Origin of the sequence: Mesorhizobium sp. BR1-1-6 (assembly GCF_020165355.1) — a bacterium.
Taxonomy (GTDB): Bacteria; Pseudomonadota; Alphaproteobacteria; order Rhizobiales; family Rhizobiaceae; genus Mesorhizobium.
On sequence record NZ_JAIUHZ010000003.1, the window covers coordinates 43516 to 64074 of the forward strand.

Consider the following 20559-nt stretch of genomic DNA (forward strand, 5'->3'; position numbering starts at 1 on the left):
CGTGGGACTACACGTTGCGGCTAACACGGCCAGGAACACCGTTCGGCTGAGCCGTACCGAGCTGTGCTATCGTTGCGCCGGGTGCGAAACTTCGTCGATCCCTTATTGGTGATGTGAAACGTGCCTCTAGGCGTATGAGTGAAAGGTAGCAGTCGCCAATCGAATTTCTTCAACGGGGCCGATTCCAGACTGACCGGTCTCGGATCTGCTCAAACGAAAGTTGCCGTCGGCAAGCGGCCCTTCCAAGACGTTCATTGGGCTTGATCACACGATCACAAACCGGACATTCTGCTCCGAAGAAAATCGTGTCGCATTTATTGGGGTTTTGCGACAGCGAAATTATTCACTGGAGTTGGTTCTGCTGATGACACCGGACGAATTGAAGATCGTGCGCCGAGCTTATGCGAAGCAGATCACGGCGGCTGGTAGAATTGTCGATGAGCGTGTTGAGACAGCTTTTGCCGAAGTCCCGCGAGAAGATTTCCTTGGTCCCGGTCCCTGGCCGATCTTCCGAATGCGAAAAGCCTATGTGCCAACCCCGACCGCCGATCCGGTCTACCTTTATACGAATGACATTGTTGGCATCGTCCCCGAGCGCCACATCAATAACGGGCAACCGTCACTTCATGCTTTCCTGCTTTCGCAGGCTGCGCCGCGACCAGGCGAGCATATCGTGCATGTTGGTGCTGGTGCCGGCTACTATTCTGCGATCATGGCGAACTCGTTGCCGCATCCGGCAAGGTGACGGCGATCGAGTTCGAGCCGGAGCTTGCTGCCCGGGCTAAAGCAAATCTCACTTCCTATCGGACCGTTTCCGTGGTCCAGGGGGATGGCAGTTCTGTGGCTTTCAATTCAGCCGATGTGATCTATGTGAATGCTGGAGCAACCCGACCGGCGGATATCTGGCTGGACCGACTCAATGATGGCGGAAGGCTGGTCCTACCCCTGACGACCGATCTTGGATTTATTAGCAGCAATTGGGGCAATATGCACCTTCGAGGAGCGGTGTTCCTCGTGACGCGCAGGGGTGAGGAATTACACGCGCAATGGATTTCGCCGGTGGCTATCTTCCCCTGTGAAGGAATGCGCGACGATGAATCGGAAAAAGCGCTCGCTGCGGCATTCGAGAATGGGGAGCACAAGAGAGTGAAGCGGCTGTACCGTAACGATGAGGTACCAGCCGAACGATGTTGGGTTCGCGCTCCCGGCTGGTGCCTAGCCTATGCTTAGGTAACAATGCGGCATCATATATCGCGTCGAACACATTAGAACCGCCCATTCCGCAGACATCGGAAAACCTCCGCTTCTGGATCAGTGCCGGATGTTGTGGTAGCCCACATAGCACTAGTCGTCTCTCGCTGCGCATAGACGGCGATTTGACTGCCTGGACCGCTTCCACTGTGTCCGACAGGATGATTGAGCAAGTTTGTCGCACTCACCATCAATCCCAATCCGTATGCCGGATCGGGGCGAAGCTCGGAGCGAAGTTGCGGAAGCGGCCTACGATCAAGCATTCTGATCAACGTTTCAGGTTTGACCAAAGCACCCCTCAACAGGCCATGCAGAAGGCGAGCCGCGTCGACCACCGTCCCAACGACCAACCCGTGATAGACCCACCCCGGATGGTAGCCAACGACATCACCCATGCAAACGCCCCCCAAATCATCAGGTGTGGTCGCCAGTCTTGCCGTGGTGATTTTGGCTGGGGAGAAAACCATGTCGGTAAGGGCATCGGCCAGTTGCAGCCCTGATGCTCTTTCGATCAGCTGGGCGACTTTCAGATAGCCGACGTTCGAGTAGGCCCAATCCCGTCCGGGGACGTATCGCGGCCGTTCCGCTTCGACCGCTTTCAATAGATCGTTAGTAGACCAGGGCGGACGGCCCGCTTCAACATCCGCATGGTAGCTTGGAAGGGAACCATAGTCCGGCAACCCAGCTTCATGCCGCAGGAGTTGAACGGGAGTGTAAGGCTCACCTTCGACTGGTTCGTCCAGGCTGACCCTGCCGTAATCCGACAGACGCAGCAGAGCAATCGCCAACGCAGTCTTCGTGAAGCTCCACCACGGCACCGGGTCCGAAACACCCCCTGCGTCCGTTTTGCCGTCCTGGCGAACGAGCACCCTTGCTTCCATGCCGCATCCTACTTTGCCTGCGAGCACGACGCGAGAACCTTGCGCTTTCCGAAAAGGCGAATGAACTACCGCAATGGCAAAGTTGAGTTGAGAGTTGTCGTTCCGGCCTGAGGTCACCTTTCAATGGGCGGTCCAACCTGGCCCCGTCATGCAAGGGTTAATGTAGCTCAACGTCGGCCCAACAAGCGCGCCAGACGAGCCTCGAGACTATTAGTCAATTCATCAGTTACCGCTCGTGCCTTCGTCAATGCCTTTCAGCGATGGAGCGGAAGCCCCGTTAGTTGATCTGCTGCGGAAGGGATGTGCGAGCCGACACCAAAATGAGGAACTGAAGCTAAAAGATCCAAGGGGGTATGGTCGACTTTGCCGCCTCCCGACCTTCATTCTCGTGCGCGCCCGGAAGCCGGATCGGGTCAGGCGTCTGATTTGCGGCAGTGTCGTCCAGACCTTCCCCTCTGTAGGAGCGGTCATCAAGCGGCATAGCATAGGTTATCTGATCTCGTCAGCCCTTGCGGCCTTCCCCGTCCGCAAGATCGGCAATGAAGGCATCGGCGGCTGCCATTTTCGCCACCTCTTCGATCTCCCGCTCGCTCGAATCCGGTCGGCCATAACGGATATTGTCGCCGACCGAACGATGCAGCAGCGCGACATCCTGCGCGATGACACCGATCGGGCGCCGAAGGCTTGCCTGGCTGATGGCGCGGATATCCTGCCCGTCGATCAGGATCGCGCCCTCCTTGATATCGTAGAAACGCAAGAGCAGGTTTGCGAGCGTGGTTTTGCCCGCACCAGAGAGGCCGACGAGGCCGACCTTCTCGCCGGGGCGGACCGTCAGCGACAGATCTTCGATGACAGGCTTTCCGGCCTTGTAGGCGAAACGCACGTTTTCGAAACGGATCTCGCCGGTCTCGACCTTGAGATCCGCGGCATCCGGCCGGTCGGTGATGGTGGGTGGGGTTATCATGACCGGCATGGCGTCCTTGATCGTGCCGATCGCCTGGAAGATCTGCTGGCCCATCTGCAGGAACGTGAAGATCTGTGTCGACAGGCGCTGGAGGATGTAGACGGCGCCGACAAACTGGCCGATGGAGAGAAATCCGTTGACGAGACCGGAAAATCGGATCCAAAGCATGGTCAGCCACAGGACCATGTTGAGGACGACGACCGTCAGTTCCGAGGTGCGATAGATGCGCTGCTCGCTGTGTTGCGTATGCACGGCCTGCTGGATGGTGCGGCGGATAGCCCCTGCCTCGCTGTCTTCGGCGGCGAACTGCTTGATCATCTGCATGTTGGTGTAGAGATCGGTGATGGCGCCGGCCACCAGGCTGCGCTGCTTGGCGGTGCGGCGCGCGCGTTCGGCAAAGCTGGGAACCACTCTAACGGTGAATGCCACATGAGCGCGAACCAGACGATGACCGGCAAAGTCAGCTGCCAGGACAGCGCGCTGAGCAGGCCGACCGAGCCGACCAGTTGCAGCAGGAAGCGCGGAATGGATTGGAGCGCGGCAATGATCTGCTGCTGGACGGCAGATCCCACCTGCTGCAGGCGCGAGGCAACCTGACCGGCATAGAGATCATGGAAAAAGGCGAGATCCTGCCGCTCCACCGCCTTGTGGCCCTGCCACTGGATGGCGGCCGGCATGCCGACGCCGAGCGTGTGCGAGGTCAGAGTGTTGAGCAGGAACGAGGCTACCGGCATGGCCGGAAAGATCAGCAGGCCAAGGAAAGTCAAAAGCGGCCATTCGTTTTGCAGAAATGCGGAAGCGCCCTGTTACGTGACGCCGTCGACGATGACGGAAAGCCCCCAGACGATCGTCAGATTGATGGCTTCCATCGCCATGGAGGAAAGCGCGAGCGCGATCAATACCGCCCGGAACATCGAGATGAAGTGCATGAGAACCGCCACCGGCCCCTTGGAGGGCAGCGGCCGGTAGGGAATTTCAAGTGGCCGGATCAAATTTTCGAAGGGACGGTAGATCGCGTCTGAAATTGAGATGGGCCACTCGGGTCAAATCGGAAGGAGGCGGGGTAGCTCCACGGGCCGGGATAGGATCCGTTACCGGCTGCAATGTTAGATAGAACATCTGGCAAATGTCAGGATATTTGCGACCGCGCCGCCGAAAAGATCAAAACTTAGGGCTTCTTCCCCTTCTCCGAATTCGATCGGACAACCGAGCGGCATACGCTTTTTCATGCCCCTGGGAGTCGGGCTTGGTTTTCCCAAGCCAATGCACGGCCCCTTGGCACAACCGAGTTCACCACTCGCGCACTGTACGCGCCCCATCTCCTGCCGTCAGCTTTCGGGACAGCCACAAGCAAGCTCGAACGACCGAGTTGAAGGCGCATTGCTGCCATTCACAACGCGGACATTGAAAAGGTCATCGTTGGGTCGAGCTCCGTCTTTCGGAGCGGTTTGGGTTTTGAGCAACGGCATCAGGGTCCTGAACGTGCACGGCGGCGCGCGCTCACGAAGCCACTACACCTCCGCCAAGGGACAAACCCCGGCCGAGGCGCTCTACGATGGGACTTTGCCTGTGTTTCCTGAGTCTCGCAGGTGTGGCCTTAAGTCGCAAACTATTGGCCTCAGAAGCGGGGCGGTCGGACTTCATTGACGGCGCGACAAGCACCATATGCTGATCCAAAGCCCTCCAAACGAGAGAAGCTCGCCCGACGTCGCACTGCGGTCGTCAGCCAGCAATGGCTATGGACTAAAGGAACCTGGAAACCATCATGCCTGAAAATATCAGACTAACGTCAAGAGACGTTCCCCTCATTCAGCTCGGCGTATACCAGTGCCGCTTCCCGGTGAGCGAAGACCCGTCAGTACCTGGCGGCTACCGTTTTTGTGCCGGGCCAACTTCGCCTGATCGCGTCTACTGCGATCACCACCACAGCATCGTGACTGCCGTCGACCCTCGTCGAGCCCGCTCGGGTCCCCATTTGCCCCAACGGCGCGCCGCGTAAATTACGTTTGAGCGCTCCGCACGCTGGCAGTCGCGTCACCTCATCGGTATGATGTTGTCCTCAAATCTTTTTTGCAATTCGGCAACCCCATTTCAATCAACGAAGCGCGTCCTGTCAGACTTGAGGACGACGGTGGCGAACTCGGGCATTTCCAGACCTTGGCGCACCTTGGCATCAAGATCCTGCTCGGCCGCCTTGATGGCGGCGAGCCGCGCCAGCACGGTCCTAGCCTCCAGGCGGGGTACCACGGCGACGCCATCGCGGTCGCCGATCAGTATGTCTCCCGGCGAGATAGTCACGCCTCCCAGCACCACCGGAAAACCGACTGTGCCTGGACCATTGCGCGCCGGCGAGTTCGCGATAACGCCAGCACAGTAAACCGGCAACCCGACCGCCTCGATCCCGATAACATCGCGCACGAGGCCGTCGGTGACGAAGCCGGCGACCCCCTTATTGCGCGCCATGCCAAGCACGAGATCCCCGGTGACGGCCGCCCCGGCAAAGCTGTCGGTGGCCGCAATGATGACATCGCCACTTACGGCGACGTCCAGCGCCCCAAACAGCGCGAGATTGTCGGAAGGGCCGCACTGACAGGTCACGGCGACGCCGACCAGCGTAGCAGCAGCTGGTGATAGCGGCTTGATCGCATGGTGCAAGGCTCCGCGCCCGCCCATGGCGTCGACGACCTGGCTGACGGGCACGCCGGAAAAGGCACTGGTGATGTCTGCCGCAGGCCGTTCGAAACGGCGCTTGATAGTGAGCAGCGGCGGGTCTTCAATCATGTGGCAGCCTCGTAGCTTGAACGAACGAAAGACAGTCTGGACCGAGGTCGCTAAGGCTCCGTGCCCCCATCAGCCCCATGACCCGGTCGATCTCCTTGCGGTAAAGTTCGAGCACGTGTCGCACCCCATCTTCGCCGGCGACCGCGAGCCCCCATAGCTGTGGCCGGCCGATCAGACAGCAGGACGCTCCGAGCGCCAACGCCTTGACGACGTCGGAGCCCCTCCTAACGCCGCCGTCAATCAGTACAGGTATGCGGCCATCGACAGCCGCGACCACCGCAGGCAGCGCGTCGAACGACGCGACGGCACCGTCAAGTTGGCGTCCGCCGTGATTGGACACGATGACGCCGTCGATACCGCGCGCCACGGCCTCCGTGGCTTCTCCGGGATGCAGGATGCCCTTCAGCAACAACGGTCCGGACCAAACGGTGCGCAGCCAGTCGACGTCGGCCCAGGACAGACCAGGGTCGAGCAGTGCGGCCATGCGGCCCGCCAGCGCGCCAACCGTCGCCGTCTCGCCGGGACGCAGGTAGTTGCCGAAGGTCAGTTTCGGAAGCCGGGTGCGCATGCGCAGCAGCCACGCCGCCTTGGTGGCGGCCGCCAGCGTCCCTGCCACACCGAAGCGCGGCGGGATGGAAAACCCGTTGCGGATGTCGCGTTCCCGGTTGCCGAGCAGCTGGTTGTCGACGGTGAGCACCAGCGCGCCGTATCCTGAGGCACTCGCCCGATCCACCATTTCCCGGGTGAAGCCGCGATCGGTGTAGATGAACACCTGCATCCATCGCGGGCTGGTCCCGGTGGCTGCTATGTCCTCCAGTGTGCAGGCCGAGCCGTGACTGGCGCAGTAGAAGGTGCCAGCGGCTGCCGCTGCTCGGGCTGCCGCGCACTCGCCGTCGGGCCAGAACAGACCAGCCAGGCCAGTTGGCGCGATACCGAGCGGGATGGCGAGCTTTGCGCCGAAAAGATCAAGGGAGAGATCCCGTGTCGCTGCACCGTTGAGGGGCCTCGGCAGGATAGCAACGTCGTTGAACGCCTGTTCGTTGCGGCGCAGCGTTCGCTCATCCTCGGCGCCGCCGTCGGCGAAGTCGAACACCGGGCGCGGCAACGTCCGCAGTGCGGCGTCGCGCACCGCGGCGATGCTGTACAGGCGCTTCAGCGCCGCCGTCGAAGCAGGTGATTCTGCAACGCCCGCACCGCCGTTGGCCCGAGGGCCTATGTTCGAGATAATCGAGGAACTACTCACGGTTTCTTACCGCCGATGCGACCGTAATGCGTCGGTCCTCCGCCCCCCGGAACACGCACACAGCAGAGCGTGCCGTCGAAGGAGGGGTCGCTGCCGGTCGCCAGCACGCCGGCATTTGTCACCCAAAGCATCTCGCCGGAGAAGACGCAGTTGGTCGTTGCCTTGCCGCAGATGAAGAAACCTTCCGCGGTACCGTCGGGCTTCAGCACATGAATACCATTGGCGGCAATATCTGTGACATAAAGGCGGCCATCGGCGCCGACCTTCAGCCCGTCCGGGATCGGATTGGTTCCAGGCAAGCGGCCAAGATCTTCGACGCAACCATTGGGACGCTGCCGCTTGACGTGCCCCGTGTAGGACTCAGCCCAGACGATCGAGCCGTCCGTCTCGATCGCCACTCCATTCGGGAAGGTCGGCTCGTCGAAGCCGACAGCAAGGTAGGCACTGCCATCGGGGTTGACGGCAAAGATGTAGCTGGGGTCCGGATTGCTGGGGTTGTATGTGCCGGGATCGCTGAAGATAAGCCGGCCATCAGCAGCAAACACGAGATCGTTTGGGCCATTGACCCGAATGCCCGCAACTTCCGTTAGCAGGATTTCCGGCTTTCCGCCTTCGGCAACTCGCTGGATCGATGGCGTTGTCATCTCCGCGGCCCGCCAAGGTCCGGTCGTGCCACCATTCTGACAGACGTAGAGCAGGCCATCCGAACCGAGAACGCATGCATTCGGCGCTCCCGCAACATACGCGAACTGCCGAGCAGTTCCTTCACGATCGATGGCGGTCAGCTGGCTGCGATAGCTTTCGACGATGACAACGCGCCCATCGGAAAGCATCGTTGGACCCTCGGGCCAGCCGAGGCCAGTCGCGACAACCTCGACTGCGAGCTTTTCAACCTCCTTCATGGTGCGATCTCCAGACCGGCAGCCTATCAAGATTTGTCGGGTCTAATCCAGCCGTCTACGCGTTCGTTGAATACATTGTGCGGCGATTGCAGGCATCGACGCATGGCCGCTTTGGGGCGCGAAGTCGACAGGAGCGTCGGCACCAGCGATGTCCGCTTCTAGAAGCCGGACGGTGGTGCGGGAATGGCTGAGATGAGGCGCCTTGCTGACTGGCAGGAATTGGGGCCGAAGGCAGACAGTCCGCTTTTGTTCGTGAGCGAACACTGATGGACATTCTAACGTCAACGTGTCAGCCCGCGCAGGCGCTACTAAGCGACTCCTAGGAGACGACCGCGCATCTGTGAACGTCTGCCCTCGCCCGCCCACGCCTATTCCACACAAGCCGCTTTCGCCGCATCGGGCTCGCGGAATACTAAAACAATTTGCGCCTAAGCAGACCGTTCAGTTTTGGCGGGCTATCGCTAAAGCAGCCGTTGGGTTACGGACCAAGTTAGGCCTCCCACCTTTCGATCCAGACCCCTCCCGCAGTCAAAGCCGATAAGGTAGATTGTCGCATCGGGATGAGACGATGCAACACGCATTTGGACAATTCGAACTTGACGAAGCTGCCCGCAAACTGTCGCTAGGCGGCGTTGAGCAGAAGATCCAGCCGCTTGTCTTTGATCTGCTGGTGTATCTGGTGCGCAACGCCGGCAGGGTGGTTCCAAAAGACGAGCTGATGGACGCTCTGTGGCCGGATGTCATCGTGACGGAAGCGTCGCTACAGCGCGTCGTCAGCCTCACTCGAAAGACGCTTGCAGCGGGCGGGTTGCAGGACGCAATACACAGCTACGTTCGCCACGGTTATCGCTTTGCCATCGATGAACCGGGACTGGGCTATGTGCAGCCTGCCTCGTTGCAAGGGGACGACAAGCTTGCCGAGGCCCGCAGGCTGGCAGCCCTGCGCGACTGGAGCACGGCTGCAAAACTGTTCTCGCATTTGGCGGACAATGAGGGTCTCTCTCCTGCTGACGTCGATCTCTGGGCACTGGTGGTCGAATGTGGCGGGCGGCCGACCGAGGCGATCCCTGTGTTGGCCCGCGCGGTGGCGGCTCATGTCGAGGCAGGCGACTTCGCTCGCGCCGCCAGATCGGCTGTCACGCTCGCCAAGATCCAGGCCGAGCGCGGATCAGGTGCCGTCGCAGAGGGATGGCTGGAACGTGCTGCATCGCTTCTTTCCCAGTCGAAAGACGATAGCGCACAAGCCTATCTGCTATGGATGAGGTCACGCCTGGCATCCTCGGGCGGCCGTCCCGAGGAAGCGCTGCAACTGGCGTCAGCTGCCTACGCGATAGCTGAACATTGCGACGATCCCGGCCTGCGAGCCCTGACACTGACATACAAGGGATTTTTCAATCTCGCCCTCGGCAAGATCGAGGAGGGCAGCGAGCAGCAAAACCATGCGGCGGCGATCGCTTTGTCGAGCCAGGTCGACCCGATCACCGGCAGCTTGGTTTACTGCAATATTCTCTGGAGTTGCAGGACGTACGCGGATTGGCCCCGTGCCCGCCAGTGGAGCGAAGGCTTCGAAAGCTGGTGCACCGCAAGTTTTGCGCAGACCTCGGGCGCTTGCGACCTTCATCGTGCCGAAGTGGTCGCGGCGCAGCAGATATTGCCTGAAGCGCTGACCTGCATAAACGAAGCGCTGCCCAAACTCTCCGCGGAGGAATCCTGGTCGCTCGGCGAAGGCTTCCGTGTCCGCGGCGATATCTTCGCCATGATCGGCGACCTCGCATCGGCGCGCGCCGACTACGACCAGGCTTATGCGCTAGGTTGGGACGCGGAGCCGGGCAATGCCGTGCTTCTGTTCGAAACAGGCGATCTGGACGGGGCGCTGGCCACACTGGACAGAGCCCTGCATGGGGTGTCGTGGTTCCATCTGCAGCGGCGCGGAAACCTGCTGGTGCACGCAGCCTGCATTGCAGCGCGAGGCGGGCGCTCAGCCCAGGCGAAGATCTATCTCGACGAAATAGACGCGCAGCCCGAACGCTGGCGGCAACCGGCAACGCAGGCATTGATAGCCGAAACCAAGGCCGCACTTTGCGAGCCAGGCGATGCGAACGGACATCGGCTTCTGGCCTTGGCCCGGCAGCTCTGGACCAGCGCAGGCGTCGAGTATCACGCAGCAAGGGTTCGGCTGCAGCTCGCCAGTGCTTTGTTGAGTTCCGGCGACGTCAGCGGAGCGAAGGTGGAAATCACCGCTGCAGAGAGATCGGCCCGCCAGCTGGGATCACGACGCCTGGAAGAGAAAGCCGCGACCCTCCGTCACAGCTTTTCGCGCGAGAGCCAGCACCCTGCCAATGCCTCAGGACGAGCTGCTGATCGAGCTTATCGGGTGACAGCGAAAGATCAGCCAGAGATCAGGTCCCGGTAAGGACGATCAGTCCCCCTAGAGGTAATTTTTCCCCAGCCAGGCAGACACGCCTGGCAATCAATGGCGCCGCGAAGAGCTGGCGCGAAATCGAAGGGAAAGATCATGAACCTGTTTGTTATTCGCCGCCCCAGCGCTTGGGCATCTCTGCAGGAACTCGAAGCCGCCGGCGCCAAATCGGCAAAGGTCGCCAAGGAACAGATGTCGGGCACGGTCAGCTGGATCCGCAGCTATGTCGTGCACGAACCCGACGGGCGTATCGGCACCTTCTGCATCTACGAGGCCAAAGACGGCGAGGCGATCCGCGATCACGCCAAGCGCGTCGGCATGCCCGGTGAGGAATTCTACCCGATCCTCGACACGGTCGTCCTTCGCAATGATCCGATGACGGCGGCCGCCTGACGACGTCCAGTTGCTGCCCCGCGTAATCAAAGCGGGGCAGCGTCATCCCAAGCAGTAAACAATGAACAGACGGCACTCGGGGCGGCATGCCGCTTGCCAGTGCTGCGATTCCCCACGAATGGAGAAACCAATGCTTCAATATCTAAGACGCGTTTCGGTCAGTCTGAGGGCCCGCAGGGCCGAGAGAGCCTTGCAGGAGCTGCCTGACCACATCTTGAAGGACATAGGCATTCGCCGCGGTGCGATCTCCTATGCCGTTCGGGAGCACTTCAAGGATCGTCTCGTCTGAGTGGCCGCCCAATTGGAAACCAGGGACATGGAACTTCTGATAAACATGGCGAACATCCTGTATGTGATCGCCTACTTCACACTGGACATTTTGCGGCTGAGGATTCTCACCACCACGGCCGCAATCTGCCTTGCCGTGTATTTCTACAGCCAGCCGGCGCCGCTCATGAACGTCGTCGGCTGGAATGTTTTCTTTGTGCTTCTGAATCTGGTCCAGATCGGCCGCATCTTGAAGTCTCGCTATGGTTGAAGCAACGCTTGCTGACCTGATGCGAATGGAGGCGCCGAGCCGCCGTTGGCACTTAAATAGCTGCCAGTCCTCTTCCACCCCATGATGGACGGAATTGCCAGATTTCTAGCGGGCTATGATGCTGGAACCAAGGCCGCCGCCTAGCTCCCTGCGGCTCGGATCGCTATCGACGCCGTAACAGGCCGGCCCGCATGTAGCATTCGGGCAGAGCGAGTTTGGCGCATCGCTCGATATCCGATTTGGTATCCCAGGGTGAGCGCCAGGACCATCCTCCCTTCCCAACGTCTGCAATCTATGATCCGCTCCCGCCACAGGAGGCTCTCATGGCATTATCTGTTATCGGGGCTGGTTTCGGCCGCACCGGCACGCACACTCTGAACCTGGCGCTTGAAATGCTCGGGTTCGGGCCGTGCCATCACATGGAGGACGTCAACTCTAACCCCGAGCACCGCAACCTGATCCGCGCCGCCGGGCGCGGCGAGCCGGTGGATTGGGACGTCGTCTACGCCGGTTACAAGTCGGCAGTCGACTGGCCGACGGCCTATTTCTGGCGCGAACTCGCCGAGTATTTCCCCGACGCCAAGCTCATCCTCACCATTCGCAACGCCGAAGACTGGTACAGGAGCGCACGTGCCACGATCTTCAACACCATGGGCGAGACCTCCGACCCGCAAAGTTTTGGCCGGGCCGTCATAGAGAGGAAATTTTCGGCGGTCGTCTCGACGACGAAACCCATGCCATCGAAGTGCTCGAAGCCCACAACGCCGAAGTGATCTCGGCTTTCCCGCCGTCGCGCCTGCTGGTCTATCAGGTGGCCGACGGCTGGCCGAACCTGTGCGCCTTTCTCGCCGTGCCGATCCCGGCCGAACCCTTCCCCCACAGCAACACCACTACCGAATTCCGAAGCCGCTTCGCCAAATAAGCCCCGCACCGAGTTTGAGGCCGCAGCCCGGGTAACGCGCGTAGCAGCCTGTCCACGCCGGCTCCGATGCTTGTAACCAATAGAAGTGGGTGCACCAGCAAGGGGAGGGTGGCCGCTGTTGGGCGAAAGCGCCATTGCGGCTAGCCGCTCGGATGTCTGCTTCTGGACGGCGGCCATGATAATTTCAACGGCCAACTTGAGGCGCAAAGCGGCCGCTCAAACCTTCCCGTTTCGACACGAGGAAGCCGAGGCCGTCAAACAGGTTAGTCGCGCCTCCAATCGAAATGTCGCCGGGCGAAGAGGTCAGATCGTAGCCACAAGTTCTTGTTCGATTTAGAGTTGCGACAGTCGGGGCCACTTCCCGCGAAAGCTTCCGAATGTGGAATGACCCGCTTGTGTCGCCAGCGGCGCCAAGAACGGTCTGGGCGGGATCGACTTCAAGTGCTCGCCTTAAGATTAGCCAGGGCACCCGGCGATTCTTTTCAACTGCGGCCACCGACATGCCAAGCTACGACGCTCGCACCGCGACCGGCCCGCGTTCAGAAAATGACGGATGTACCCGAAGCTCGCAGAACTGCACGGTAGCCCATCTCTGTCTCTGGGTGTTGAGGACCGCCAGACAGCGACGTTTCAGTGCGGTAGCATGGCGATGGCGTCAATCCCGACGAGGGAACCATGATGGAGCTCCGTCACGGGCACGACGATGCGGGCAGGACGGGCGTCGGGCAACAGAGCGGCGTAAACTGCGTTGAAGCGCGGCCAGTTGGACACACCGACAATGTAGGCGGTCACTTTCAGCAAATCGCGGGGTCCGCCGCCACCGGCCTTAAGGATTGCCAGCATATTAGCAATGTTCTCCCGAGCTTGCGTCTCGAAATCCTTATCGCGGCAAAGACTGCCCTCGGCTGGAACCGGGGTTGGCCGGAGATGTAAAGCTGGCCTCCACCGGCCATGCCGTGCGTATAGTGGCCGGCAGGGATCGACACCTGGTCTGCCCCAACGGGGACGACTAGACACCTCCCGAAAGCTCACATCTAGCTAACTGCATTTTAGATTTGCACGGGGTGAAAGAACAGACATGTACGACGCATATATCCATGACATTGTATGATGGGCGCGCCGATCGCATCGTCACAGCGCAGAGCGGCTTGGATTTTGGAAGGGATATGAGAGGCAACACTTCAGGACCTTCCGGTGACGAGGCATCCTCCACCCGCAGCAGGATCAAAGAGGTCGCGGCCGACTTCTATGTCCTGCGCGGCCACGACGGTTTCAGCTTCGGCGATATAGCGACGGCGATCGGCACGACGCGGGCTAACATCCACCATCACTTCGGCAACAAGCGTCAGTTGATGGAGGAACTGATCGCCGACTTCGCCGTGAACGCGGAGGCCCGGATCAAGCGCTTCTGGACGACGCCCGACGCCCGGTTCTTCGACCGACTCGATATGCAGCTCGAGGATCTGCGCCGCTTCTACGAACGTTTCAACGCAGAGAAGGGAGCCCGCAATATGTGGAGCCCGCTTTCGCGTCTGCGTCACGACCTGCTCGTTCTCGGCGAACCAGCCGAACATGCCCTGGAGCGGGTCAACCAGGTCTATGAACAGAGCCTGCGCGATGCCGTGAACCAGGCTGTGAAGGACGGAGAACTGTCCCCTCACACGCTTAGGGACGAACTCGTGCACATGCTGCGCATCACGCTTCTGTCCTGTCCACCGATGACGCAGGACACAGGAAGCTTCGACGAGGTCGCCAGGACCTTCGCCGCACTGGAGGCGATCATCCGCGCGGCATGGCAGGACGGGTAAGAGCTCACCTCAAGGCTAGACGTCCAGCAAATCAAAGCAAGAGCGAGTTGACAGCTGCTCGCTTTCGCGTTACTTACTTACACGTAAGTCAGCCAGCCCATGCGGATGACGCTGACGGTACAAGGGAGGATCACGTGCTGCGGGATGACGAATTTATCCGTTTCGAGGTCAGCCCCTTCACCGGAGCGCTCGGCGCAGAAATCCGCGGGATCGATCTGGCGAGTGCGAGCGAGGATGGTTTCGAAGACGTTCGCCGGGCACTCCACAAGTACCACGTGCTCGCCGTGCGCGATCAGCAGCTTGATGCCGCTGGCCTCCACAAGGTCGCCCGCCGGTTCGGCCGGTTTAGCGGCAATCCGGTTCATACGCCGATCGACGGCTTCGACGACATCGTGCGCTTCGTGCGCGAGCCGGACGACACGGGCAAGGTGATCGGCGAGGACTGGCATATGGACCTCGCCTGGCTACCGAAGCCGCCCGGCATCACCATGCTCTATGGCGAAGAGGTGCCGCCGGTCGGCGGCGACACGTGCTTCTCAAGCCTCGAAAAGGCGTACGCCTCGCTTTCGCCGCGACTGATCGAAATCCTGCAAGGGCTGACCGGCATCCATAGCGGCCGCGGGGTCTTCGCCATCAATGCGGCCCACAGCCGGCTCGGCGTCAAGGCCGATGTCGAGGCGATCGAGAATGCCGTCGTCGAGCACCCTGTGATCTGCCGGCATCCCGCGACCGGCCGGCGCTATGTCTTTGTCAGCAGCGTCATGACCAATTTCAAGGGGATGACGGAGGAAGAAAGCAAACCGATGATCGACTTCCTGATGGCGCGGGCTGTCCGGCCCGAGTTCAACTGCAGGCTCCGTTGGGAACCCAAGACGCTCGGCATGTGGAACAATCCCCACGTCCTGCACACTGCCATCAATGATTACCCCGGATACCGCCGGGTGATGTACAGAACGACGGTGGAGGGTACCGTTCCACTTGCCGCCGCGGACGGCTGACGCGCAACCGCTCAGGGAGGAGCAATGGCATTTGGTTCCGAGGCCTCCGTTGGCCACACCAGGGAAACGGCGGCGCAATCGGTTGGCGGGACCAAGAGGCGGCGCCTCGCGCTTTCGCCTGCCTATGTTTATGCGACACCCGTGCACCTCCTGGTGCTCGGGATTATCGTGCTACCCGCCATCTTCGTCCTGTGGCTGAGTTTCGAGGCCTCGTCATTCGGCCAATCGGCAACGTTCGTCGGGCTCGACAACTATATCCGTGTCCTCACAGATCCTTATTTCTGGCGCTCGATCTGGAACACAGTTCTCGTCGTCGCCGTGGCTGTCCATCTCGAACTGCTGCTCGGCCTCGGCCTAGCCCTGCTTTTCACCTCCGGGCTCCCCTTTCAGCGTGTCCTGCTCGTCGTGGTGCTCGCTCCCTACGCCATCAGCGAGGTGACCGCGGTCGCCATGTGGCGTTTCCTGTTCGATCCGGACGTCGGGCCGATCACGCTTATGCTGCGATACACCGGGCTGCCGACGCTCGACTGGACGTTCATCCCTTCCCACGGCCTCATCCTCGTCGGCCTGCTGACGATCTGGCTGCACCTGCCGTTCACATTCATCATCCTTTACGCGGCAAGGCTCGCGGTTCCAAAGGAGCTTTACGAGGCTGGGCGTACCGACGGGGCCAACGCGTTCCAGCTCTTCCGCAACATCACGCTGCCGCTTCTGGCGCCAGCGATACTGATCGCGCTGCTCTTCCGCTACATCTTCGCCTTCCGTCTCTTTTCCGAGGTCTGGCTCCTGACCCAGGGCGGCCCGGCACGTACGACCGAGGTCGTTTCGGTTTATCTTTATCAGGAAGGCTTCCGCTACAACTCGTTCGGCACGGCGGCCGCGACGGCGTGGATGATGGTCGTCATCTCGCTGCTTCTGGCGACTGGCTATGTATGGCGGCTACGCAAGGAATCAGTGGCCAATGCGTCCTGAGCGTCTCGCCATCGGTGCCGCAAAGACGCTCGCTGTTGCGGCAATCGTCGTCTGGTCGCTGTTCCCGATCGGCTTCATCGTGCTCTCGTCGTTCAAGCCCGGTCGCGAGATTTTCGCGGTTCCGCCGGAGCTCTTCTTCAACCCGACCCTCGACCACTACGCCTCGCTATGGCTGCGCTGGCCGGCCTTCTTCGAGGGGCTCGTCAACAGCCTGATCATCACCGCCGGGGCGACGGCGCTTGCCGTCACGGCGAGTTTGCTCGCCGGTTATGCCTATTCACGCTATCGCGGTGTCCGTTTCCTGGAAGGATCGGTAATGTTCCTGATCGGATCGCGGCTGATCCCGCCAATCGTGGTGACGCTGCCACTCTTCCCGGTCGTCAACCGGCTTGGGCTCAACGATACCCATTTGGTGCTGATCTTGCTTTACGCGAGCTTCTTTGTCTCGCTCGGAACGCTTTTGATGCGCACCTTCATCGATCAGGTGCCGCGCGAACTCGACGAGGCGGCGGTCCTCGATGGCGCGCGGCCGCTGACGGTCCTCGTGAAGATCATCCTGCCGCTCGTAGCGCCAGGCATGCTCGCCGTCGCCGTCTTCGTCGTCGTCTTCGCGTGGAACGAGTTCCTGTTCGCTTACATCTTCACCGCCAACAACGCCAAGACCGCGCCTCTGGTCCTCTCGGAGATGATCAGTTCGGTCGATGGCGTCGACTGGGGCGTGCTCTTTGCGGCCTCTACCGTCCAATTGTTGCCGGTTCTCGTCTTCGTGGTGCTGATGAACCGGTTTCTTGTCGCCGGGCTGACCGCCGGCGCGACCAAAGGGTGACGTCGTCACCAGGAAAGGGAGGAAGACAATGCCTTTGCATATGACACGCAGAGCCCTGCTGACGACCGCGATGGCCGCCGGCGCGACGGGCGCATTGGGTCGGCTCGCCCATGCCGAAGCGAAGACGCTGAACGTGCTTTGCCACCGCGTCCACCAGACGAACCTGACGACCGGCGCTGCCGGCAATGTGATCAAGCCCTGGGAGGACAAGAACAACGTCCAGATATCCTGGACGACGCTCGACAGCAATCCGCTCCAGGACCGGCTGTTCCGCGAGGCGAGCCTGAGCGCGACCGACTTCAACGTCGGCTACGTCATTGACAACCGCATGACCTCGCAGATCGCCTCACTCTTTGAGCCGCTCGACGACTTCCAGAAAGTTGAGCCGATCGAGGACTTCGACGACATCGCCGAGGGCCTGCGCCAGTCGATGACGGTCGACGGCAAACTTGTCGGCATCCCAGTGCGCCACGCCACGCAGGGGCTTTTCTACAACGAGGATCTGCTTCAGGAGGCCGGCATATCGGCGCCACCAAACACGCTGGAGGAACTGGTCGAGCAGGCTAAGAAGCTGACCTTCACCTCGAAGTCGGGCACGCCGGTCGTCGGCATGGTCCTTGCGAGCGATCTTGCGGTGTTCCCGGTCATGTTTGCCCGCGCCTTCGGCGGCGATTTCATCGACAAGCAGTTTCACGTGGTCCCTAACCCGGAGGCGATGGAAAAGGCCCTATTCGTGCTAGCCGACCTCTTCAAGGTCGGGGCGCTCCCCCGCAGCTATGCCACGACCCGCAACGACGACATGGTGACGTGGATGCAGCAGGGACGCGCAGCATTCGCAGTGCTGCCTTTCGCCCGCCACGCGCAGCTCAACAACAAGGAGCAGTCGACCGCGCCGGGAAAGATTAAGGCAATCGAATTCCCCGGTTCCAAGGTCCTCGGCAGCGGCCAGGAAATGCATGCGGTCGTCGAATCCTGGGCAATGGCCATTCCCGCCAATTCGGCTGACAAGAAGCTCTCCTGGAATTACATCCGCTTCGTGGCAAGCAAGGCGGCCACACTCGGCATGGCGCGCAACGGCAACGGCCCCGTCCGCGTATCGACCTATGGCGAGCCGTCGTTCGTCGAGTCGCAGCCGCAAGCGAAGGTCGAGGCCGCCGCCCTTGCCAAGGCGAGACCGGCCTTCCCGGCTTTTCCCGAAGCCGTTCGCGCGCAGTCGACATTCCTCGAGGAGGTTCAACTGGCCGTCCTTGGGCGCAAGAGCCCGAAGGAAGCGGTCGCTGCTATTGTGGAACGTGTCAATCCGCTGATGCGGGCGTAGTCATTGTAGATGGACCGGCATCGGCCTGTATCGTCCGGCACTTGACAGACTAGCCGCCGCTTCCTGGCTGGCTCTGGCGGCGTTGCTGTTGCCAGAGCCTGTTTCGTGCAGGGCTTCGCCGAAGGACGAGTATGCTGTCTTGTGCGCGTCAATCAGCGTTCGCAATTTGTTGGAGCGTGTGTTTGGAGCTGCGCCATCTTCAACCCATTCGCACCGGTCCGCCTGCCCCGCGAACTCTGGGCCGTGCTCAATGTCGGGGCCGCCGCTCTGTTCGGCATTGTTGCATATCGCCACCGCGGTTAATTAGGCATCAACGCTGGTGACGAGCGATCCGTAGGTCTTTCCTTGTCACCCCAGAAACTGCTGGATGTGCCAAGTGATCTTGCCGTCGACCCTCATCGGCTTATGGATCATCAGACATGTTCAATCTCTACAATCGCACGATCCAAATCGTTTGCGGCGGGCTCCAGCCGCCACTAGCCCACCGGAAGGGCAAAGTTACCAACTTTGACGATCCGGGATCTGGTTGATGCCGTGCGTGCCATTGAAGCGGGCGAAGAACTTTATGGCGACCCAGCAACAGCAGTTGCGCACTGCGCGCTGACTGCTCATTTGGACGGTCCTGTGGATGACTAACGTTTCTGGTGCGCGGTCTTCGCAACCTTTTTGCGTCAGGTTACCAGGCATGAACACCAGAAACCGAACCGCTTGAGATCTATTCGCGCCGATGTTCCGTCATCGCGAGCGGTGGTGGGCTATTGGGGCCCCGCGTTCTCGCGCTTTTTCCTAGGCGCCGAACTCGCATAGGGAATGTCAGCCGTCAGCCGCTGCTCCCGCAGCCGAGCTGTTTTCGCATCCCGTGCCGCGCGCTCGACCTCGATCAACTCGCGCGCAGCATCCGAGGTGCGCTCCGTTCTGTCTTGTTTTTCCTTCTCGGTGAACCGTTGCCTTTTCCGCATCACTACCCCGATCTGACGTTGCCGCCCAGTGTTGCCGCACAGAACGAGTGTCTCCAGGCCGGGTTCCACCTGGACAGCAAAAAGCCCGCCACCTTTCGGCAGCGGACGCGTTTGTAATGGCCGCCGTGGCATCGCCGAAATGCAAAAGCAGCCCGCCTCAAGCCATTGCCGTGGGGCGAGACGGGCTGCGGAAGCTGGGAGTATCGCTGCGAAGCTTCCGGCGCTCCAACTTCGGAAAGAGTACGTTGTTCCGCGTCAAAGAAAAAAGACCGACAAGGCCCCGAAACGCAAAAACTGGGCAGGCGGTAAGTTCCGCGAGTTGGCTAACGGCCCAGCGGCTGCTTCGAGAGCAAAACCAACTCCGCCTCGTCGACCACACCTGCCATGTAATTCGCGATAATTCGGGAGGCAATGAACTCGCGCTCATCCGGCGATGGGTTGCCCAGCTTAAGGTTGTCGAAAACCCGCCCAAGCAGTGCCAACTCAGATGCGTCGAAAATACCGGCCTCCGCCGCCTTTCGTTGAATTGGCATGATTTTCTCCCGGGAATCCAACACCGAAAACATGCAGCAAGACCTCCGGCCGTGCAAGACCTTCAAGGGCAGCGATCCTGGCCGAGATCACAACGGCCAGCGCTGGTTTTTCAGGAAACGGGCTTCGCGCGCAAAGAACTTCAGTCGGTACCAATGAGCTTGATCAACCCGCGCGCTTCTCGTTCCGGGATGCCGACCTCTCAAGCCAGCCGCCGAGCAAGCAACTGCATGCCCTCGTCATCTTCGGGTCCGCCGCCGTGCTCTCTCATCGGAACCTCCTTTAGTCTCCGAACTTGCCGGAAGCGGCTTCGTTTCGCTGGATGACTGAAAACCCCGCCGGCCGGAGCCAGCGGGGCCCGATGGACTGCGAGTTCCTGCATCGAGGGGCACATGGCGCCATGCAGGAAGAGCTCGGCATCCTGGTTGCCTTCAGCAGGTAGAGATATGCCTTAAAGGGACGAGGCGGGCCTCAGAGTTCCGCGTGTTCGATGGCCGAAGGGGAAGAGGAAGCCAAACGAAGAGCACTTCTCCGCGGCCAGGGCTATGATCATCCCATCGATTCTTCAACCGTTTCTCTGCTCACTTGATCATCCCCATGAAGGCACTGACGCGCACGCTTCAGGTGTCGGCGTGCGGCCCGCTTCCGTCTTCCATCACTGTCAGGCATAGCCCAAAAAGGGATTTATTCCTCGTCTCGTCATTTCACTCTTGACAGCTTTGTTCCGTTTTTGTTCACTGTCCATCCACGACATTAGGAGGCGTTCAGGTGGATTGCGTTGTGTCACTCGACAGCCGGCAAGAGGCTGCCCTTCAAGCCACCGTCGACAGGTTCGTTGCCGTACACAAGGGCG

At 60.7% G+C, this 20559-nt stretch carries 19 protein-coding genes and 2 pseudogenes; 14 read left to right on the top strand and 7 right to left on the bottom strand.

Annotation, left to right across the window (positions count from 1 at the left end; genetic code table 11):
- The first annotated feature begins 364 nt into the window (after positions 1 to 364).
- Positions 365 to 1230: pseudogene (locus LB545_RS08105) on the top strand (protein-L-isoaspartate O-methyltransferase family protein).
- 35 nt (positions 1231 to 1265) lie between these two features.
- Here the strand turns inward: LB545_RS08105 and LB545_RS08110 are convergent.
- Positions 1266 to 2132, bottom strand: coding sequence for a serine hydrolase domain-containing protein (locus tag LB545_RS08110; protein WP_140584636.1), 867 nt, complete (start codon positions 2130 to 2132; stop codon positions 1266 to 1268).
- 505 nt (positions 2133 to 2637) lie between these two features.
- Positions 2638 to 4127 (bottom strand): annotated as a pseudogene (locus LB545_RS08115) (ABC transporter ATP-binding protein); the annotation flags it as partial.
- 734 nt (positions 4128 to 4861) lie between these two features.
- On the opposite strand from LB545_RS08115, the gene LB545_RS31120 reads away from it, so the two are divergent.
- Positions 4862 to 5095: a GcrA family cell cycle regulator gene (locus LB545_RS31120; protein ID WP_140559965.1), complete on the top strand. Its 234-nt coding sequence runs from the start codon at positions 4862 to 4864 to the stop codon at positions 5093 to 5095.
- A 92-nt stretch (positions 5096 to 5187) separates the two neighbouring features.
- On the opposite strand, the gene LB545_RS08125 is transcribed toward LB545_RS31120, so the two are convergent.
- The 3 genes from LB545_RS08125 to LB545_RS08135 are packed head-to-tail and all read right to left on the bottom strand — an operon-like array spanning position 5188 to position 8022.
- Positions 5188 to 5877 (bottom strand): RraA family protein, encoded by a 690-nt coding sequence (locus LB545_RS08125; protein WP_140547177.1) that lies wholly within the window; start codon positions 5875 to 5877, stop codon positions 5188 to 5190.
- Positions 5870 to 7120, bottom strand: coding sequence for an alpha-hydroxy acid oxidase (locus tag LB545_RS08130; protein ID WP_140559966.1), 1251 nt, complete (start codon positions 7118 to 7120; stop codon positions 5870 to 5872). The genes LB545_RS08125 and LB545_RS08130 overlap by 8 nt, the downstream gene beginning before the upstream one ends.
- A complete protein-coding gene (locus tag LB545_RS08135) occupies positions 7117 to 8022 on the bottom strand; it encodes an SMP-30/gluconolactonase/LRE family protein (RefSeq protein WP_140559967.1) in 906 nt (301 codons plus the stop codon). The genes LB545_RS08130 and LB545_RS08135 overlap by 4 nt, the downstream gene beginning before the upstream one ends.
- Positions 8023 to 8590: 568 nt before the next feature.
- On the opposite strand from LB545_RS08135, the gene LB545_RS08140 reads away from it, so the two are divergent.
- The 6 genes from LB545_RS08140 (at position 8591) to LB545_RS30975 (ending at position 12294) form a co-directional block, all read left to right on the top strand.
- Positions 8591 to 10435: a winged helix-turn-helix domain-containing protein gene (locus LB545_RS08140; RefSeq protein WP_140559968.1), complete on the top strand. Its 1845-nt coding sequence runs from the start codon at positions 8591 to 8593 to the stop codon at positions 10433 to 10435.
- Between the two features lie 102 nt (positions 10436 to 10537).
- Positions 10538 to 10834 carry a DUF4242 domain-containing protein gene (locus LB545_RS08145; RefSeq protein WP_140581860.1) on the top strand — a complete coding sequence of 99 codons (297 nt, stop codon included), beginning with the start codon at positions 10538 to 10540 and terminating at the stop codon, positions 10832 to 10834.
- A 130-nt stretch (positions 10835 to 10964) separates the two neighbouring features.
- Entirely contained in the window at positions 10965 to 11123 is a 159-nt protein-coding gene (locus LB545_RS08150) for a DUF1127 domain-containing protein (protein ID WP_140559970.1), read from the top strand.
- Positions 11124 to 11150: 27 nt separating this feature from the next.
- Positions 11151 to 11372, top strand: coding sequence for a hypothetical protein (locus tag LB545_RS08155; protein WP_140559971.1), 222 nt, complete (start codon positions 11151 to 11153; stop codon positions 11370 to 11372).
- A gap of 323 nt (positions 11373 to 11695) precedes the next feature.
- Complete coding sequence (locus LB545_RS30970) at positions 11696 to 12145, top strand: sulfotransferase family protein (protein WP_210239947.1); 450 nt, start codon at positions 11696 to 11698, stop codon at positions 12143 to 12145.
- A complete protein-coding gene (locus tag LB545_RS30975) occupies positions 12118 to 12294 on the top strand; it encodes a sulfotransferase (protein WP_281405963.1) in 177 nt (58 codons plus the stop codon). Before LB545_RS30970 ends, LB545_RS30975 begins: the two co-directional genes overlap by 28 nt.
- Positions 12295 to 12924: 630 nt before the next feature.
- Here LB545_RS30975 and LB545_RS30980 read toward each other — a convergent pair.
- On the bottom strand, positions 12925 to 13326 hold the full coding sequence (locus LB545_RS30980) for a RidA family protein (protein WP_318012528.1): 402 nt from the start codon (positions 13324 to 13326) through the stop codon (positions 12925 to 12927).
- Positions 13327 to 13460: 134 nt separating this feature from the next.
- On the opposite strand from LB545_RS30980, the gene LB545_RS08170 reads away from it, so the two are divergent.
- From LB545_RS08170 to LB545_RS31125, 6 genes are all read left to right on the top strand, one after another.
- On the top strand, positions 13461 to 14102 hold the full coding sequence (locus tag LB545_RS08170) for a TetR/AcrR family transcriptional regulator (protein WP_181171873.1): 642 nt from the start codon (positions 13461 to 13463) through the stop codon (positions 14100 to 14102).
- A gap of 47 nt (positions 14103 to 14149) precedes the next feature.
- Positions 14150 to 15100 carry a TauD/TfdA dioxygenase family protein gene (locus LB545_RS08175; protein ID WP_181171874.1) on the top strand — a complete coding sequence of 317 codons (951 nt, stop codon included), beginning with the start codon at positions 14150 to 14152 and terminating at the stop codon, positions 15098 to 15100.
- A gap of 24 nt (positions 15101 to 15124) precedes the next feature.
- Complete coding sequence (locus LB545_RS08180) at positions 15125 to 16072, top strand: carbohydrate ABC transporter permease (protein WP_140559974.1); 948 nt, start codon at positions 15125 to 15127, stop codon at positions 16070 to 16072.
- Complete coding sequence (locus tag LB545_RS08185; RefSeq protein ID WP_140581853.1) at positions 16062 to 16898, top strand: carbohydrate ABC transporter permease; 837 nt, start codon at positions 16062 to 16064, stop codon at positions 16896 to 16898. The genes LB545_RS08180 and LB545_RS08185 overlap by 11 nt, the downstream gene beginning before the upstream one ends.
- 28 nt (positions 16899 to 16926) lie before the next feature.
- Positions 16927 to 18216: an ABC transporter substrate-binding protein gene (locus tag LB545_RS08190; RefSeq protein ID WP_140559976.1), complete on the top strand. Its 1290-nt coding sequence runs from the start codon at positions 16927 to 16929 to the stop codon at positions 18214 to 18216.
- A gap of 141 nt (positions 18217 to 18357) precedes the next feature.
- Positions 18358 to 18519, top strand: a complete 162-nt coding sequence (locus tag LB545_RS31125; protein WP_411971072.1) for a DUF6804 family protein — start codon at positions 18358 to 18360, stop codon at positions 18517 to 18519.
- Between the two features lie 979 nt (positions 18520 to 19498).
- Here LB545_RS31125 and LB545_RS08195 read toward each other — a convergent pair.
- Complete coding sequence (locus LB545_RS08195; RefSeq protein WP_411971069.1) at positions 19499 to 19741, bottom strand: hypothetical protein; 243 nt, start codon at positions 19739 to 19741, stop codon at positions 19499 to 19501.
- Positions 19742 to 20559: the final 818 nt, after the last annotated feature.

Coding starts and splice junctions, on each gene's coding strand:
- LB545_RS08110 (WP_140584636.1), bottom strand. CDS start 2,132: ATGGAAGCAAGGGTGCTCGTTCGCCAGGACGGCAAAACGGACGCAGGG.
- LB545_RS31120 (WP_140559965.1), top strand. CDS start 4,862: ATGCCTGAAAATATCAGACTAACGTCAAGAGACGTTCCCCTCATTCAG.
- LB545_RS08125 (WP_140547177.1), bottom strand. CDS start 5,877: ATGATTGAAGACCCGCCGCTGCTCACTATCAAGCGCCGTTTCGAACGG.
- LB545_RS08135 (WP_140559967.1), bottom strand. CDS start 8,022: ATGAAGGAGGTTGAAAAGCTCGCAGTCGAGGTTGTCGCGACTGGCCTC.
- LB545_RS08140 (WP_140559968.1), top strand. CDS start 8,591: ATGCAACACGCATTTGGACAATTCGAACTTGACGAAGCTGCCCGCAAA.
- LB545_RS08145 (WP_140581860.1), top strand. CDS start 10,538: ATGAACCTGTTTGTTATTCGCCGCCCCAGCGCTTGGGCATCTCTGCAG.
- LB545_RS08150 (WP_140559970.1), top strand. CDS start 10,965: ATGCTTCAATATCTAAGACGCGTTTCGGTCAGTCTGAGGGCCCGCAGG.
- LB545_RS08155 (WP_140559971.1), top strand. CDS start 11,151: ATGGAACTTCTGATAAACATGGCGAACATCCTGTATGTGATCGCCTAC.
- LB545_RS30970 (WP_210239947.1), top strand. CDS start 11,696: ATGGCATTATCTGTTATCGGGGCTGGTTTCGGCCGCACCGGCACGCAC.
- LB545_RS08170 (WP_181171873.1), top strand. CDS start 13,461: ATGAGAGGCAACACTTCAGGACCTTCCGGTGACGAGGCATCCTCCACC.
- LB545_RS08180 (WP_140559974.1), top strand. CDS start 15,125: ATGGCATTTGGTTCCGAGGCCTCCGTTGGCCACACCAGGGAAACGGCG.
- LB545_RS08185 (WP_140581853.1), top strand. CDS start 16,062: ATGCGTCCTGAGCGTCTCGCCATCGGTGCCGCAAAGACGCTCGCTGTT.
- LB545_RS08190 (WP_140559976.1), top strand. CDS start 16,927: ATGCCTTTGCATATGACACGCAGAGCCCTGCTGACGACCGCGATGGCC.
- LB545_RS08195 (WP_411971069.1), bottom strand. CDS start 19,741: ATGTTTTCGGTGTTGGATTCCCGGGAGAAAATCATGCCAATTCAACGA.